We start from the raw sequence: 15,627 nt of genomic DNA on the forward strand, positions 1-15,627 counted from the left end.
AATCAGATCCGACCCCGGACTACAGCAAGCGCAGTTGGCGTGCCCTCGTGATCGCTTCGTTTCGATTGTGTACGTCGAGCTTCTTGTAGAGAGTGCGCAGTTGAGTCTTGACGGTGTTGACGGACACGTACAGTTTGTCGGCCATCGCAGCCGACCCCATGCCGAGCGCCAGGAGTGAGAGGACTTTCTGCTCGCGTTCGGTCAACTCCACGATATGTACGAATTCCGGAAATGATTCCGCAGGCGACCTTTTCGAGAACTCGGCGAGTGCACGCGATTTCGTTTCGGCCATCGATTCGAGTTTCTCGACGTCCGCCGATGCGATGGTCGCGAACGAACGTAGAAGTCCGGTCTGATCCGCGATGCTGCACGCTCTGGACCACTCCTGAGAGGCGAGGCGTGGCTCACCCAGCTCGGAGTGTGCAACCGCTTGCACCAGAAGCGATTCCATCTGTGCCCGCGGATAGGATACGCCAGACCAGTCGAACTGGTGACACAGCGCCACCGCGGCCTCGTTCTGGCCGATCCGCTGACGTAAACGCGCCACCGACGTGAGCGTCCACGGATTGGCGGCAGGATCGATGATCTCCTTGGCCAGTGCTACGGCATTGTTCCCCTGTCCGAGAGCGAGCAAGAGATCGATCTCTGCGGATTGCAACAGAGGAAGCGCGAAAGATGTAGCCGTGTACTGCTTGGAATGTGCTTCGATCGCATTGTGGAGCAACAGTAGTGCCGCAGTGTGGTCGCCGGAGGTCAAGGCGAATTGGCAATGCGCATAGACGACGAATGCCCACAGTTCCTCGGTGTCGGACGGAAGACCGAGTTCGGTCAATGCGAGACGTGCGTCGTCGAAGTCGAGTGTGTCGAGAGCAGTGAGCGCCCGTGCTGTCAGGCCGGCGATCTTGACCACAGGTTCGAGCCAACCGCCGGGGTCCGGATGCTTCTGTTCGAGTTCGGACCAGTGTGTGGCCTGCCGCGGCTCACCAGCCAGCGCCCAATTCAGGGCGGCACTTCCCGCAGAGTTACGAGCGATGAAGTCGACTCCATGAGACAGGGCGCCGTGGTACGCCATTCGAGCCTTGATCGTGGATTCTGTGAACCTGCCGCTCAATTGAAAATTGATCGCCCATTGAAGTCGCATGAGAGGGAGCTGTGCGCTGACCGCTTCCGGGTTGTTCTCCAGCGCACTGCGACTGAGATGAGACAGGCGCCTGGTGGTTTCTGCTGCGAGCCCGTACTCGCCTGCCATCCTGAGCATGATCGATTGAACGCAGGCAATGCTCAAGGCGTCCTTCGCGCCGGCTTCAGCGCCGAGAGCCCACAGTTCTGCCGGCGATTCGGGTAGCAAGTCGACTACCGTCGAGCGCTCGCTCGGATGCATCGTGAACAATGCGCGCCCTGCCTCCACGGCAGAGTGTTTGTCCGCTGCTTCCGCCGGAATCCGTTGGAGAGCAGAGCGAACCGAGTCCAGATTGTGGACGATCATCGTCACCCAGTGTTGCTCGACGATGTCTACTGCCAGGGTCCAGTTCTGTGCCTCGACCGCGTAGTCCAGCGCCGACGCGTGATGACCGTGGTCGAGTCGGTTGTGTGCGAGGAACGAAAGACGTTGCGCCGGATCGACTCCAGCGCGCTTTTGGTGCGCGAGTATCGATCGACGAATGGCGGGAGGCAGCTCCCAGGTTTCTTCGGCTTCGGTCTCGACCCGTGACAACAACCCGGCTGTCTCCAGTATCGCCAGGCGCACGCGAATCTGATGAACGGTCTCGCCATCCTCAGGGTGTTGGGACTCGAACAGCATGGCGGCGATGTCGACGGTGATCGATCGCGCAAAGGCCGTCGCGAGCAGGAACTCGAGTTGTTCCACATGATCAGCGGTCATGAGAACGGATTTGTTCACGTAGTCGTCGATCGCCTGCGCGATGTTCTTCCTGATCATCTGCTCGCGGTTGCGGCTACCCGATGTCTGGACGGCGGGAACGGCGACACGAACCAGCGCTGGCAGCCCACCTGTCAGGGATGTGATTTGTTCGGCATCACCGTCAGTCGTGTGTACGTCAGCTTGTGCGAGCAAATGGGCGGTATCGGCTCTCGTGAACAACAGCTCACTCGCGCTTATCACCTCGTGGTCCGTGTCGAGCAGGTACGGCTCGGAGAACATGCCGAAGCCCGAGAGCGTGACCACGAGGTCCAGGTTGTGGCAGAGGGCGAGGAGTTCGATCAACTGATCGTCCAACTCTGGTTCCGATATCAGATCCGGCCTGATCAGCACGAGCAGCACGGGGCGGCTGAGGGCGTTCAGGGATTTGGCGACAGCGGTGAAAGGATCGGCGAGATCGTCGACGTCGGGCAGTGCGATTCCGGCAGCGTGGATTCGATCGAGGACAACGGCCCAGAAATCTTCGAGTGTCGACGAGGGCCGTGGGGCCGAGACCCAGACGAGTATTCGTTCGGATGCCAAATGGGCGCGCAGCCACGATGCGATCAACGACGATTTCCCGTGGCCGTTCGGTGCACGGACGATGGTCAGCGCGGCACGTCGGTCAAGTTTGTCGAAGAGCGCTTGCCGGGGAATCGACGTCGCGAGGGTGCGCCTTTCGGGAATAGCTGCCCAGTCGTGGCCGTCCATCCCGAACATCAACGCGGACCCTTTCTGCTTTCGCGCCCCGCAATGATTGAAGAGTTTGGGCGGATTGTCTCGATCCATCTATCTACAGGGAGGAGCGTAGCTGGTGCGAATCCAGAGCGTGCCATCCCGGGCAATTCACCCGGGAATTCACCCCGGCTGAGAGAAGTTCACCCACACAATCACGCCGTCACCATTGGCTTTCGAGTCCCTCGAGCGACTTCTATTGAACGTAGCTCGGGATTCGCCAAATGTGGCCGCGAGCGCCTGTCGGAGGCCCGAGAGTCAGACATCGAAGGAGCGTCGTGAGAACTCGTCTGTCAGAGGTGCGGTCGAAGGCCGTTGTCGTCGGACTCCGGCCGAGAGCGTGGCGCCGAGGAGTGCGAGGTATCGGCATAGTTGTCGTGACCGGAGCTCTGGTGGTCGGCGCTGCTGCGCTCGGCTTGCTGCCGATGCAGTCGGATGTTCGATTGGCGGCCGAGGGAGAGTTCGTGCCTCCCTTCGCCGTCGAGCTGACGGTGATTGACGGTGCACCGCCCTTCGATCCCGCTGACGGTCCAGGGCTCGATTCGGGACCGTCCAACGGCATTGTCCGAGAGGGTGATCCGGTGACGTATGTCATCGACATCGGTGTCCGGGGCAACCCGCTCTCCGACGTGGTCGTGCAACTTCCGGTGCCTCGAGGTTTCGTTCTGCCGTCCGTGCCTGATTACTGCGGAGACGGCTCGGGTGTCGACGAGGTCGGATTACATTGCCTGATAGGCAATCTGGAAGCGGACCGGTACTTCACCCGAACGGCGACGATGACTGCGGGAAAGCGGGAAGACGCCGACGGTCTACCGATCGCTGCACTGGTCACCGCAGATCGGGGGGCGGTTCGCGTGCGGTCGGGCGATGTCACGGTGCGGGTGGCGACCACCCCGGGAGTGTGTGATCCGTACGGGATTTCTGTTGGTGGTCAGAGAAGCCAGTGGGCTGCTGTCTCGGCAGATGGACGAATCTCAGGTCTGGTGACATCGGGCATCTCGGAGGCGGTGGTGATCGACGGCGTCGATCAATGCGGGCACGCGACAGCGCGGACGGTGAAACCGTTCGAGGGTCACTTCTCGTTTGTCGGACTGCTACCGGGGACGTATCGCGTCACGGTCGACGGCCGAGCGCCGGTGGATGTGGTGCTGGAACCAGGTGCAATGGCGGTCGGTGGCCTGACGTTCTGATACTGCTTCGCAGGAATGGCAACACTCGTAACAGTCAGTAGCAGTCAATGGAGGATCCAGTGCGTGAAAGCCTGGGCGTTGTATTCGAAAATCAGTCAATTTCAACAGCTCTCGTAGATGCGGACACACCCCTTCTTGGCTCGATCGACGAGTTCCGTCACCCCTGGGGTGCAGACGGGACTGTTCCCTCTCCGCAAGCGTCGGCGCGCGCACTCGCCTCCGCGGCCGAGGTCGCCACCGGTCGAGCCCTGCGCTCGAATCTGTGCCCCACCGTCGTCGGAGTGATGTGCGAGCGTGCGGACGTGCGCGAACTTGTCTCGGATTCGTTGTCCTCCAGTCCTTTCGAGAACATCGAGTTGGTCAACGGTCTCGACGCACGGCTTGCCTACCTGCGGACGGTCGACGCTCTCATTAGTGTTTCGCCGATTCTCGCGTTCTGGCCGGACGGCAGTGAGACCGTGATCGCGGCCGTCGACCCGAGAGCAGGCGTCGTGGACTCGGCGCATCGTTACGACACGGCCGAGTTGCTTGCGGACAGCTCGACATTTGCTGCGACATTGGACCTCCTCGTCGCCGAACGAGACCCTGTGCCCAAGATGCTCGTCGCGATGCTCGTGAAGGAAGACTCTCGGCAGCCGTCTGCGGAAGCCGCTGAACTGGCAGGTCTCGGCTTCCTGTTTCTCGGCGAGCGGACCCAACTGGCGATAGGGGCTGCGCTGGTAGCGGCCGATCGCGGAAGCGAAGTTCGGTCCGATGGCGGCATGGCTGTCCGGCCCGTCAACAGGGTCCGGTGGGCGGCGGCAATAGTACTGCCGCTTCTACTCATGTTGACGGGGTTGCTGATCGCGCTGTCCCCAGACGGGTCGCGCGCGGTGTCCACGGATAGCCCGAACATCGGCGCCGAGTCGGCGACCTCCACCAGCGGGCCCCCGCCCGGCGCTGCCCTACAGATTCCGACACTTGCGCCTTGCGATCCAGTGGTGCCTGCCGTTCCTGCAGTACTTCGGCGTTCTGATCCGGAAGTCGCACCGCTCCAGACCGACGAACCCACAGCCGAAGAATGCACCCCGCTGCGAGTCGGCTAAGCCGTACCCTCTCCAGCCAGCGCAAACAGGCCGTCGTCGGTCTGCTCGACCAGTCCGTCGACCAGCAGTGAATGCAACGCACGGTCACGCTGACCCGGATCGGCCGGCCAGACGATGTCGAGTTGCGCGCGCTCGACCGGACGGTGACTCTCGCGAAGAACGGCCATCAATTTTCCACGAACCTGGCGATCTGTGCCCGCGAACTTCTGCACCTTCTTGGGTGGTCCGGTGTGTGCCGGTTTGCCCGAGGCGACCCACGCGCAGTTCGGCAAAGGGCAGTTCTCGCAGTTCGGGTTCCGCGCCGTGCAGATCAGTGCACCGAGTTCCATGAGAGCAGCGCTGTAGGTGGCGGCGCGCGCACGCGTCCTCGGCAGCAGCGCCGCGACGTCGGCGAGGTCTCGCGTGTTGGACGGGTTCCCGGGTTCCGCATTGCCGTGGACGGCTCGCGCAACTACGCGTCGTACGTTGGTGTCCACCACAGGCACTCGCTGTCCGTAGGCGAAACACGCGACGGCGCGGGCGGTGTACGAACCGATTCCCGGTAGCGAGAGCAAGGTATCGACGTCTTCCGGGACCACGTCACCGTGCTCGGCAGCCAGGACGCCCGCGCATTCGTGTAACCGCAGCGCGCGTCGTGGATAACCGAGTTTGCCCCACGCGCGAAGCACCTCTGCCTGGCTCGACGCTGCCATCGCCGACGGCACCGGCCAGCGCTCGACCCACTCTTCCCAGATTGGCGCAACGCGCACCACCGGCGTCTGCTGGAGCATGATCTCGCTCATCAGGATCTGCCAGGCACTGACGCCCTCGCGTCGCCACGGCAGGTCGCGAGCCGTCTCGGAGTACCACTTCAGCAGCACCGAAGATTCCACTGCCACTGCTACCGACACACTCCTCGAACCTTGCGCTCCCGGTCGACGAAGGAGACGTCGACTTGTGGGGGCCACTTTATCGGCAGTCGCAGACACGGCTGTCTTTGACGCCCGACCGCCGGGTCACAACAACTGCACGTTACTCAGTTTCCACTCGCCGTCCTCGCGGACCAGCGAAAGTTGCATCCGGTTGCGGTCGATTCTCGGATCGGGGGAGTTGGTGTTCGTGATCGTCTGATCGAGGAACACGAGCACCTCGGCGTTGTCGCGATCACTGCTCGCCAACCCGGCTGAAATGATCTGAGCGGACGAGGTCGCCTGATACTGCACGATCATGTTCTGCAAGTTGGCTGCCACCTGGGCGTACTGACCGGCGAATTCGCCGACAGAATTGTCACGGACCACGGAGAGATTCTGATCGAGGTTCTGGAAGTTGTACGTCGCAAGATCAGTGGCGAATTGCCGTCCGCTGTCCAGGGCGCTGATACGCGCGTTTTCGTCGACCGATTTCTGCCAGGTCGCGAATGCGCCCCATCCGAGCGCCGCGACCACGACCAGGGCGCCGGCAACGATCGCTACGGTCTGCTTGCGAAGCCGCTTGGGCTTGTCGACGATTGTGGGCGTCTGGGGTTCGGTTGTCTCGGTCATTGCGTTCCTTGTACTAGTAGTGCGGCAAACGAGTTGTCACCGAGAACGGTGTTCTGACCACCGTTGAGGCCCAGACGAATCGACGTTCCGTCACCGGCTGCGACCGTTCCGAGGGCAGGATCGTATTCAGCAACCCCGTCGATCGTTCCAGTTCCGGTGGGGACGTTCTGCGATCCGCGATTCTGGATCCGGCCCGACTGGTCCGCGCAGTGTTGGTTCTTGTCGAGCGTGGTCGGTGAGGTGTCCTGTACCGATCGCCGGGGCGTGTCGTAGATACAGACCGGTCCGAGTGCTGTGATCAGATCAAGCTGTGCCCGTCCGTCTTTGACGATACTTCCGAACTTCTCGAATCCTTTGGGCACCACCACCAACAAGGCATCGACGGCGGGCATCCGTGCAGTGACGATCTGAGTGGAGACGAGAGAATTGGCCAACAGCAGACTGAACGGCTCACGACTCTGTTCGATGAGAGGCAGTATCTGATTGTCGAGAACACTCGGGCTTCGATCGAGGAGTGTGCGCAGTTGCGGATCGGAGTTTCGTACCTGATCTGTCAATTGGCGAAGTGTGAGTGCAACTTCGGGAAGAGCGTCAACATTTTCCTCGTTCGCAGTGAACAGTGAGCGCGAGTTCTCGACGAGTGTGTTGACACGCGGTTGATCGGATTGGACAGTGCGCGCGAGCACGTCGAAGTTGTCGACGAGCGCCTGCAGATCCGGACCCAATCCGTTCAATCCCTCGCCGAGTTCGTGCGAGAGGGTTCGCAGGTCTGCCGGATCGACGGTGTCGGCAGCAGCGTTGAAATTCGCAATCACGGTTCCCAACGCGACCGGGATCGAAGTGCGCTCAGTCGGAACGACGGAACCTTCAACCAGATACGGGCCGCCGTCGGTCTGCGAGGACAACTGAACTTTCAATACCGGAACGGCAGTGTCCTGGCTGATGGCCACATGCGAATCGTTGGGGATCTGTTTGTCGGCGGCGATGCTCAACGTCATCACGACGAGGTCCTGGGCAGAGTCCACCTCCACCGACTCGACGTCGCCGACGGTGACTCCGCGATAGGCCACTTCCGAACCGGGAGCGATTCCGGCCGCGTTCTCCAATTCGACGATGACCGAGAAGGTTCCGGTGAACGGATTTCCGGCACCGACTTGCCGGAGTACGTACGTCGTGCTGACCACCGCGATGAGGAGAAAGGCGGCGATCTCGAAATAGACGGTTCGGTTCTTCATCGCGTTCCTCCTTGCAGGGGTGTCGTGATCGGCAGTTCCCGATCGGAGGCGGGCAGAGGTGGCAGTGGCGGTGCGGCGCCCGGGATTATCTCGTTGAGCACTCCGGTCACGGTGCCCTCGACATCGACGTCGAGGTCGATGTTCACGTAATCGCCTGGGCTGGCACGCTCGAGGAGCACTCTTGCGTTGTCCAGGTTGGCCATCGTCTCACCCAGTGTCGGCCCCATTGCCGAGAACTGGTCGAGGATGGGTGACAGTCGTCCGGTGATCTCGGAAATCTGGTCGGCCGACTGGTCGAGTACGGAATTGGTTGCGGTACTGAGCCGATCGGTTTCGTCGAGTAGATCGAGGAGCGGTTGTCGTTGGTCGGCGATCACGCCCAATGCGGGTGTGAGTGTGCGCAAGCCTTCGTCGATGGTGGCGCTCTCGTCTCCGATCAGAGCGCTGAGCCGGTTCAGTGAATCCAGTGCCGAATTGATCGATTCCTTTCGGTCGTCAAGTGTTCCGAGAAAAGTGTCAAGGCGTGCAAGCAGATCGCGGATCGTCTCCTCCCTGCCGTCGAGAATCTGATCAGCCTCACTGACGATGTTCTTGACCTGCGCCAACCCACTGCCGTTCAACAGAGTTCCGACGGCGCCGAGCAGTTGTGCGACATCGGGTCCGCGCACGGTCTCCGATCGCTCGATGGTGGAACCTGGTTCGAGAATGGGGCCCGCTGGATCGACCGGAACTTCGAGGTTGACGAACGCATCGCCGATCGGGGTCGACAGCTCGATCCGAGCGCGGGTGCCGACAGGTAGTTCGATGTCCGACGCGATTTCGGTATGTACCACGGCTGCAAAGGTTTGCGCGCTCATCGACGTGACTCTGCCGACCACTGCCTGGCCGATCCGCACCTCGCCGCCGACGGGAAGTAACGACGCGTCGACGAATTCCATGTTCAGCGGGTACGACTCTCCTGGCAGACCGCGTCCGAGGGGTAGGTGCTGGAAGTTGAGACTGCAGCCGGTCAATGGCGCCGCGATGACAAGTGCCACGACAACGCTCACCACGGACTTGTTCGACGCCATCAGTTGCCCCCACCGAGGATGCGTGCCAGGTCGGAGCTGCCTGCCGAAGGAAATTCGATGGGATTGACGATGCCCGGCCCGGTGCACAGCGGTATCGGCATCTTCTCGCACAGTTCTCGCGTCGTGTCGAACTGTGAGAGATCGGTGGCGACGTTCAATCGTGCTCTGGCTCGGCCTTCTTCGGTGACGAGGTTGGCGACGTTCTCGAATCCCGTTGGTGCCGTTTCGATGATCTCGCGCAGTTGATCCTGTTTGGTCGCGACTGCACCGGCCAACTGTGCGAGCGTACCCAGATCGGCGGTGACCGCCTCGCCGTGTTCGGCGAGTAGCGCTGAGACCTGTCCGAGCAACGTGGTCAGGGAATCGAGCGCCCCGCTGATGTCTTCTCGCTGGGCGCTGAACGTGCGGGCGGTGACTGTCACCGAGTTCGACAGGGAGTCGACCTTGGTCTGGTTGTCCGCGATCAACTGCACGAGGGTGTTCAGGTTCTTCACCAGTTCGGAGATGTCGGGACTTGCACCCGCCAGTACCGAACTGGCCTGTGAGATGGACCGAACGGCATCGTTGAATGCTTGCCCGTTGCCGTCCAACGCGTGGGCGCCTTCTCCGATGAGGTCACCGATCCCGCCGCCGTCGGCGCCAGGGCCGAGCGCCACCGTCAATTCGTTCACCGATGCGGTGAGTTGGTCCCACGTCAGCGGGGAGTGAGTGCGTTCGAGAGGGATCACCGCGCCGTCGATGAGGAACTCACCGTCCTCGTAGCCGGGGCCGAGTTCGATCGTGCGGTCACTGATGACCGAGGGAGACAGGACCCAGGCCTGCGCGTCGGCGGGTATACGTGTTCCGGATGGCAGGCTCAGCGCCACTCGTACCCGGGACCCTTCCGGCGTGACGCTCTCGACCCTCCCGCTGGGAACTCCCAGAATCGTCACTGTGTTCCCGGTGAAGATAGCGTCGGTCGAGGTGAATTCGGCGGTGAGAGTGAGTCTGTGTTCGTCACGCGTGACGAACAGGACGGCACCGATCGCGCAGATCACAATCGCTGCCAGCACGGCGAGTTTCTTGACGGTCGTGGTCATCGACACCCCTGAACGAGCCCGACGACGCACAACCAATTGTCCGGGATGAGGGTGGAGGGCGAGTTGAGGTCGAGCCAGTTGCCGTTACCGGTCGCGTTGGTGACGTAGCGGACGCTGGGGGCGAAGTTGTCGAGCAGTGTGGTCAGTGATTGTTCGTTCTCGGACAGAACTCCCGTCACCACGTGGATGTCTCCCATGACCGAGTCGACCAAAGCCTGGTTGTCGCCCAGGAACTGGGCAAGTGTGGTGCTCAACTGATTCAGGTCTTGTACAAGCGCATTCAGCACATCTCGCCGGTCGGCGATCGTGGACATCACCAGATCCGCATTCCCCAGAAGGGTTTCCAGAGTGTCCTTCTGCTCGATCAGTGTTGCGGTCGTCTGCTGCGCTCCGGTGAGAAGGGAACGGAGCGCAACGTCGTTGTCGTTGACTACTCCGGAGAGTGCGTCGATTCCCTCGAGTGAGCGGCGAATGAGTTCGGGATCGTCCGGTGAGTTGTCGGACACCACGGTCAGCATGTTTCGCAGTTGTTGCAGATCAAGATTTTCCGACGTGGATTGTGCTCCTCGACCGAGATCGTCGAGAGTGAACGGAACGCTCGTGTTCTCGATGGGGATGGTCGAACCTGCGGGTAACGAGCGCGATCCGTTCGGAGTGACGTCGAGCGAACGTCGGCCGAGCAGAGTCGAGATCTTGATGTCCGCACGGGAGTCTTCGCCGAGAGTGACGCCGTCGTCGAGTCGGAAGGTGACTTCAACCGAGTTGCCGCTGACCGCCAACGAGGTGACCACCCCGCTCGGGACTCCCGCGACGTTGACCGGATCGTCCTGCGTCAACCCGGTGGCGTTGGTAAAGACGGCGTGGTACTCGTTGGTCTTGACCTTCAAGATCAGTTGAGGGACAACGAGTGCGGCCAGAACCACACCGACTCCGACGAGGATGCAGATGATTCCGTTGCGGACCGGGTTCTTGACGGTGAGCCAGTTCATCGGCACACCGCCGAACGCTCGGGGCCGCCGAGGGTCACCGATTGGTCCAGCGCGCTGAGCCGGAAGTTGCAGATGTAGATGTTCGCCCAGCTTCCGTAGCTCATCGCGATCCCCAACTGGGTGAACAGTTGATCGAAAGCGGTGATACCGGTCGCCAGCGACTCACGATTGTCGACGACGACGCGAGCCGACTGATCGATCGAAGTCAGCGCGCCAGCCAAGTCCGGTTCCACGCCCGTCACCAAGTCCTGAAGTGAAGAAGTCAGGGCGCCTGCGGAATCCACTGCGGCCGAGATCTGTTGGCGGTCCTGTGCCAAACCGCCGACCAGTGCGTCGAGCGTGTTGATCATCTCGACGAAGTTGGGTCGATTCGTCGTGGTCACGGTAAGGACCCGGTCGAGGTTGTTCAGTAGTTGGTCCAAGATCGCGTCCCGGGACGTCAAGTTCTCGGTGACGGCAACAGTGCGCTCCAGCAGGCTTTCGATGGTGGAACCTTGTCCTTGGAATACCTGGACGACCTGTGCGGCAAGCTCGTTGACTTCTGCGGGGTCAAGTGCGTCGAACAGGGGACGGAATCCGCCGAGGATGTCGGTGAGGTCGATCGCCGGCTGAGTCTGTTCCACGGGAATTGTGGCCCCGGGGGAGAGATAGTTGCCTGTTGCGCGTTCGGTCTGTCCGGGTTCGATCGAAATTGTTCGCGCTCCCAACAGGTCTGCGTACCTCACCACAGCGCGACCGTCGGACGGAATACGTTGTGCAGATTCGAGTTCGAAGCCGACGACGGCTTGGTTGTTCACCAACTCGACGCTGTCGACGCGCCCTACTCGCACCCCGGCGATCTGAACATCGCTGCCGGTGACCAGGCCGGAGGCATTGACGAAGACGGCCCGGTACTGCGAACTCGACCCGGAGACTGGGTTGATCAGGGTGCTCACCACAACCACGGTGGCGAGAATCGACAGTGCAGCAAACAGTCCGAACCTGATCAGAGATTTCTTCACGCTCATCCGCCCACCACCGTCGTGCCGCGAAATACCGGCCCCGCCACGAGAGTGTCCAAAGCTGTACCGCCCTGGATGAGAGCCGAGATCAGGGACTGTTCGGCAGGGCTGCCGACCGGGCCGACGGTTCCGCCGAACGCGGTCGCGGCGGCAGGACAGTTGGGTCCGCGGGTTCCGTCGTACTGTGGGCAGTCGGTCTTTCCGTACGGATACAGATCTGTGACGGACAGCCGTAGATCGGTGCTGAGCCACGGACCATGCGCCAACGCGGGCGGGAGCTTGATCGTGAGCTTGCGCAGGCCGTTGTAGAAGGTGGTGATGTGGTCCGGCCGCGAAGTGATTGCGCCGGTCAGGGAATCGGCGTCGTCGACCAAGGTGATCATGCGGTCGCGATTGTCACCGATCAGACTCGTGGCAGCAGCTCCCGTGCTGGTGCCGGCACGCAGAAGCCCCGCCAACCCGTCGGATTTCTCGACGACGGTCTTGGATGTGGTGATGGAGTTCTCGAATGCGGCGAGCATGTCCGGCGCACTCGTCGAGAGACTGTCGGCGAGGGTGGCTATGTCGTCGAGGTCGTCACCGAGTCCGTCGATGACGGGCTGCGCACCGACCAACGCTTGGTGGACTGAATCGAGCGATTCGCCGATCTGGTTTCCCTTGCCGCTCAACGCGTCCGAGACTGCCGTGAGTGCGACGTTGATGTCGGCTGGGTCGAGGGAAGAAACGAGCGAGTAGATCCGTGAGATCGATTGGTAGAGCTGGACCGCGACTTCGGACTGATCGGATACCAATTCGGTACCCGGCACGAGAGCAGGACCACGCGAGAGTCCGTCAGGTTGAATCAAGTCTACGAAGAAGTCACCGAAGATGTTGCGGGGCATCAGTCGCACCTGACTTGTCGACGGTATGTCCTCGAACGCTCCCTCGTCGATCGCGAGTGAGACAGTCGAAGCGGTGGTGCCCGGCTCGATCTCGGCCACAGCGCCGACGACGACGCCGCGGTACTGTACCGAGGATCCGACTCGCAGCGCACCGGCACTGGCGGGGACGACAGCACTGACCTGCGGTGTGGAACCGGTGGAGTCCGTACCTCTGCTGAACAAGAAGACGTAGGCGAGGATCAGGATGACCACGGCGAGTAAACCCCGCAGTGCCAGGGTGATTCGGCTGGAATTCGTGACGATCATCCGGTCAGCCCGGGTACGTGAGGTTTGAGTCCCCACAGCGCAATGGTCATCGCGACGTCGGTGAATGCAAGGAAGACGATGCTGGTGCGCAACGCTCGTCCGGCGGCTCGTCCGACGCCTTCGGGTCCACCCGTCGCGGTGTAACCGTAGTAGCAGTGCACGAGGGTCACGACGACCGCGAACACCATGACTTTTATCAAGGACAACCAGATGTCGTTGGGAGAGAGGAAAAGACTGAAGTAGTAGCCGTACGTTCCCTCCGACTGGCCTTTGACCCGGATCACCGCAAGCGCCGTTGCCATGTACGAAGCAAACAGGCCGACCAGGTACAGCGGGACCACCGCGATGAGCGCCGCGATCATTCGGGTGGTGACCAAGTACCGCAGCGAGGGAATCGCCATGACTTCGAGCGCGTCGATTTCCTCGGAGATCCGCATCGCTCCGAGCTGCGCGGTGAATCCGGTTCCGACCTTGGCTGCCAGGGTGATTGCGGCAACGAGTGGTGCCACCTCGCGAGTATTCGCGATGGCGGACATCACGCCGGACAGCGGTGCGAGGCCGACGAGGTTGAGTCCGCGGTAGCCCTCGAGTCCGATCTGGGAACCGGCGAAGAACGAGATCGCGAAGATCACGACGACGCTGCCGCCTCCGGCGAGCAGGGTGCCCGAACCGAATGCCACCTGGGCGACGAGACGGGCGACTTCACGCCAATAGCGCTTGAGGGTTGCGGGAATCGAGGTGATGACACGCGCGTGGAACGTGAACTGATCGCCGAGTCGACTCAGGCCGTCGACGGTCCGCGAACTGACCCGCTTGGCACGAATTGCGATGGGCAGGTGCATCAATAGGCACCTTTCACCGAGACGAACAGTGGGTAGAACTGAGTAATTGCGAGGTTGGCGACAAACACGAGGACAAACGAGAGCACGACGGTCTCGTTGACTGCGTCGCCGACGCCTTGAGCTCCGCGCTTGACGGTCAGGCCCTTGTAGCAGGCCACGATTCCCGAGATGAGAGCAAAGGCAACGGCTTTGATGCCGGAGACGACGAAGTCGCTGGGTTGACTGAATTGAACGAGATTGCGCAGGAAACTCTGTGCGTTGCCGTCGAGTATCAGGACGTGAACGAAGAGGCTTGCGCCCAAACCGATTACGAGAACTATCGAGTTCAGTAGGAGGCAGACGACGGCAATGGCGATCATCCGGGGTACGACCAGGCGTTCGAGCACGGGTAGACCGAGCACTTCGAGTGCATCGATTTCCTCGCGTATCGTTCGCGCTCCCAAATCTGCGCAGATTGCGGAACCGCCGACACCGGCGATGATCAGGGCGCACACCAGGGGGCCGGCCTGTCCGATGATGAGGAACGCGACGACGGCACCGCTGTACGCACCCGCGCCGATTTGATCTGCGAGCGCACCGATCTGCAGTGCTACCCCGACACCGAGGGGAATCATCACCAGAGCGGACGCGACCGAGGTGACGTGGGCGAGAAACCACATCTGGTCGAGCGCCTCACGCCAGGCGAGGCGCTTGTGTCGAAGAGATGTGAACGCCGCAACGCACACGCGAACGGTGAAGGTGAAGAGCAGTCCGATCTCGGAGAGCAGGTTCGAGAACATGTTCGTCTTGGCGGGGGAGACAGCAGTTGTTTCCCCGGTTGTTCCATTCCCGGTCGTCGTAGCTTCGGTGCTCACGCCATCCCCCTCTCCGGCCCAATCGTTCTGGTCGGGTTTCTTCGATCACACTCGGGAGCTCGAAGTGCTCCAGGTCACGTTCGGAGACGGTATCAGGAAACTGACTCTGAAGTAAGTTCCATTTCGGCCACTTCATCACCGGGCGCGAATGTCGACGCGGAACTTTCGTTTGCGTCCACGCAACCTTCCCGGCGAGAGCCCGAAATGCGGCGGGTGCACAATGAGTGAATGCCACGATCAAGCCCCATTTCCGCTTGGAAGTCCCTTCGCGAAGGCAACGAGCGATTTGTCAACGACGCGTCCATTCACCCCAGCCAGGGAATCGCGGACCGCGCGAAACTCGTCGATGGGCAGCACCCCACAGCGGTGCTGTTCGGTTGCGGTGATTCGCGCGTAGCCGCCGAGATCATCTTCGACCAGGGTCTCGGCGACATGTTCGTCGTGCGCACTGCAGGTCACGTGCTCGACGATTCGGTGCTCGGTTCCATCGAGTACGCGGTTCACGTGCTCAACGTGCCGCTCATCGTCGTCCTCGGGCACGACGGTTGCGGTGCCGTGAAGGCAACGCTCGACGCCCTGGACAAGGGCGCAGTTCCCGACGGATTCATCCGCAGTGTGGTCGAGCGTGTTGCTCCGTCCATCCTGATGGGCCGCAACGAGGGCTTGTCCACCGTGGACGAACTCGAAGGCCGTCACGTCGTGGAGACCGGCTCGCTGATCATGCAGAGGTCCCGGATCATCGCCGACAAGGTGGACAAGGGTGCGTGCGCGATCGTCGGCGTCACGTACACATTGTCCGACGGTCACATGCGAGTTCAGGGCGCGGTCGGCGACATCGGCGAGAGCGTCGAGACCGTCGAGGGTTAGATCTTCCGGGGCAGTGGTACCTGGCAGCAGACAATGGGTACCGACACGCCGCCTC

At 61.6% G+C, this 15,627-nt stretch carries 14 protein-coding genes; 3 read left to right on the forward strand and 11 right to left on the reverse strand.

Features of this window, described 5'->3' with window-relative positions; genetic code table 11:
• Positions 1–19 precede the first annotated feature (19 nt).
• A complete protein-coding gene (locus AOT96_RS14105) occupies positions 20–2,707 on the reverse strand; it encodes a helix-turn-helix transcriptional regulator (protein WP_083197628.1) in 2,688 nt (895 codons plus the stop codon).
• 224 nt (positions 2,708–2,931) lie between these two features.
• On the opposite strand from AOT96_RS14105, the gene AOT96_RS14110 reads away from it, so the two are divergent.
• Entirely contained in the window at positions 2,932–3,843 is a 912-nt protein-coding gene (locus AOT96_RS14110; RefSeq protein WP_063315057.1) for a hypothetical protein, read from the forward strand.
• Positions 3,844–3,902: 59 nt separating this feature from the next.
• Positions 3,903–4,928, forward strand: coding sequence for a hypothetical protein (locus tag AOT96_RS14115; RefSeq protein WP_231917443.1), 1,026 nt, complete (start codon positions 3,903–3,905; stop codon positions 4,926–4,928).
• On the opposite strand, the gene AOT96_RS14120 is transcribed toward AOT96_RS14115, so the two are convergent.
• From AOT96_RS14120 to AOT96_RS14165, 10 genes are all read right to left on the reverse strand, one after another.
• Entirely contained in the window at positions 4,925–5,806 is an 882-nt protein-coding gene (locus AOT96_RS14120) for an A/G-specific adenine glycosylase (protein WP_007726916.1), read from the reverse strand. The genes AOT96_RS14115 and AOT96_RS14120 overlap by 4 nt on opposite strands.
• A gap of 117 nt (positions 5,807–5,923) precedes the next feature.
• Complete coding sequence (locus AOT96_RS14125; protein ID WP_042451875.1) at positions 5,924–6,448, reverse strand: hypothetical protein; 525 nt, start codon at positions 6,446–6,448, stop codon at positions 5,924–5,926.
• Positions 6,445–7,683 (reverse strand): MlaD family protein, encoded by a 1,239-nt coding sequence (locus tag AOT96_RS14130; protein ID WP_065351898.1) that lies wholly within the window; start codon positions 7,681–7,683, stop codon positions 6,445–6,447. The genes AOT96_RS14125 and AOT96_RS14130 overlap by 4 nt, the downstream gene beginning before the upstream one ends.
• The gene (locus tag AOT96_RS14135; RefSeq protein ID WP_042451872.1) at positions 7,680–8,753 is read right to left on the reverse strand and encodes an MCE family protein; all 1,074 of its coding nucleotides are present in this window, start codon (positions 8,751–8,753) and stop codon (positions 7,680–7,682) included. The genes AOT96_RS14130 and AOT96_RS14135 overlap by 4 nt, the downstream gene beginning before the upstream one ends.
• Entirely contained in the window at positions 8,753–9,832 is a 1,080-nt protein-coding gene (locus AOT96_RS14140) for an MCE family protein (RefSeq protein ID WP_007726908.1), read from the reverse strand. The genes AOT96_RS14135 and AOT96_RS14140 overlap by 1 nt, the downstream gene beginning before the upstream one ends.
• Positions 9,829–10,821 (reverse strand): MCE family protein, encoded by a 993-nt coding sequence (locus AOT96_RS14145; protein ID WP_042923760.1) that lies wholly within the window; start codon positions 10,819–10,821, stop codon positions 9,829–9,831. The genes AOT96_RS14140 and AOT96_RS14145 overlap by 4 nt, the downstream gene beginning before the upstream one ends.
• Complete coding sequence (locus AOT96_RS14150; protein ID WP_042923608.1) at positions 10,818–11,828, reverse strand: MCE family protein; 1,011 nt, start codon at positions 11,826–11,828, stop codon at positions 10,818–10,820. Before AOT96_RS14150 ends, AOT96_RS14145 begins: the two co-directional genes overlap by 4 nt.
• Entirely contained in the window at positions 11,825–13,009 is a 1,185-nt protein-coding gene (locus AOT96_RS14155; protein ID WP_065351899.1) for an MCE family protein, read from the reverse strand. Before AOT96_RS14155 ends, AOT96_RS14150 begins: the two co-directional genes overlap by 4 nt.
• Complete coding sequence (locus AOT96_RS14160) at positions 13,006–13,851, reverse strand: MlaE family ABC transporter permease (RefSeq protein WP_003945610.1); 846 nt, start codon at positions 13,849–13,851, stop codon at positions 13,006–13,008. Before AOT96_RS14160 ends, AOT96_RS14155 begins: the two co-directional genes overlap by 4 nt.
• A complete protein-coding gene (locus AOT96_RS14165) occupies positions 13,851–14,705 on the reverse strand; it encodes an MlaE family ABC transporter permease (protein ID WP_003945667.1) in 855 nt (284 codons plus the stop codon). The genes AOT96_RS14160 and AOT96_RS14165 overlap by 1 nt, the downstream gene beginning before the upstream one ends.
• Positions 14,706–14,933: 228 nt before the next feature.
• Between AOT96_RS14165 and AOT96_RS14175 the strand changes: the two genes are divergently transcribed.
• A complete protein-coding gene (locus AOT96_RS14175) occupies positions 14,934–15,572 on the forward strand; it encodes a carbonic anhydrase (protein WP_007726896.1) in 639 nt (212 codons plus the stop codon).
• Positions 15,573–15,627: the final 55 nt, after the last annotated feature.

Source organism: Rhodococcus sp. 008 (assembly GCF_001682295.1).
Lineage (GTDB): Bacteria > Actinomycetota > Actinomycetes > Mycobacteriales > Mycobacteriaceae > Rhodococcus_F > Rhodococcus_F qingshengii.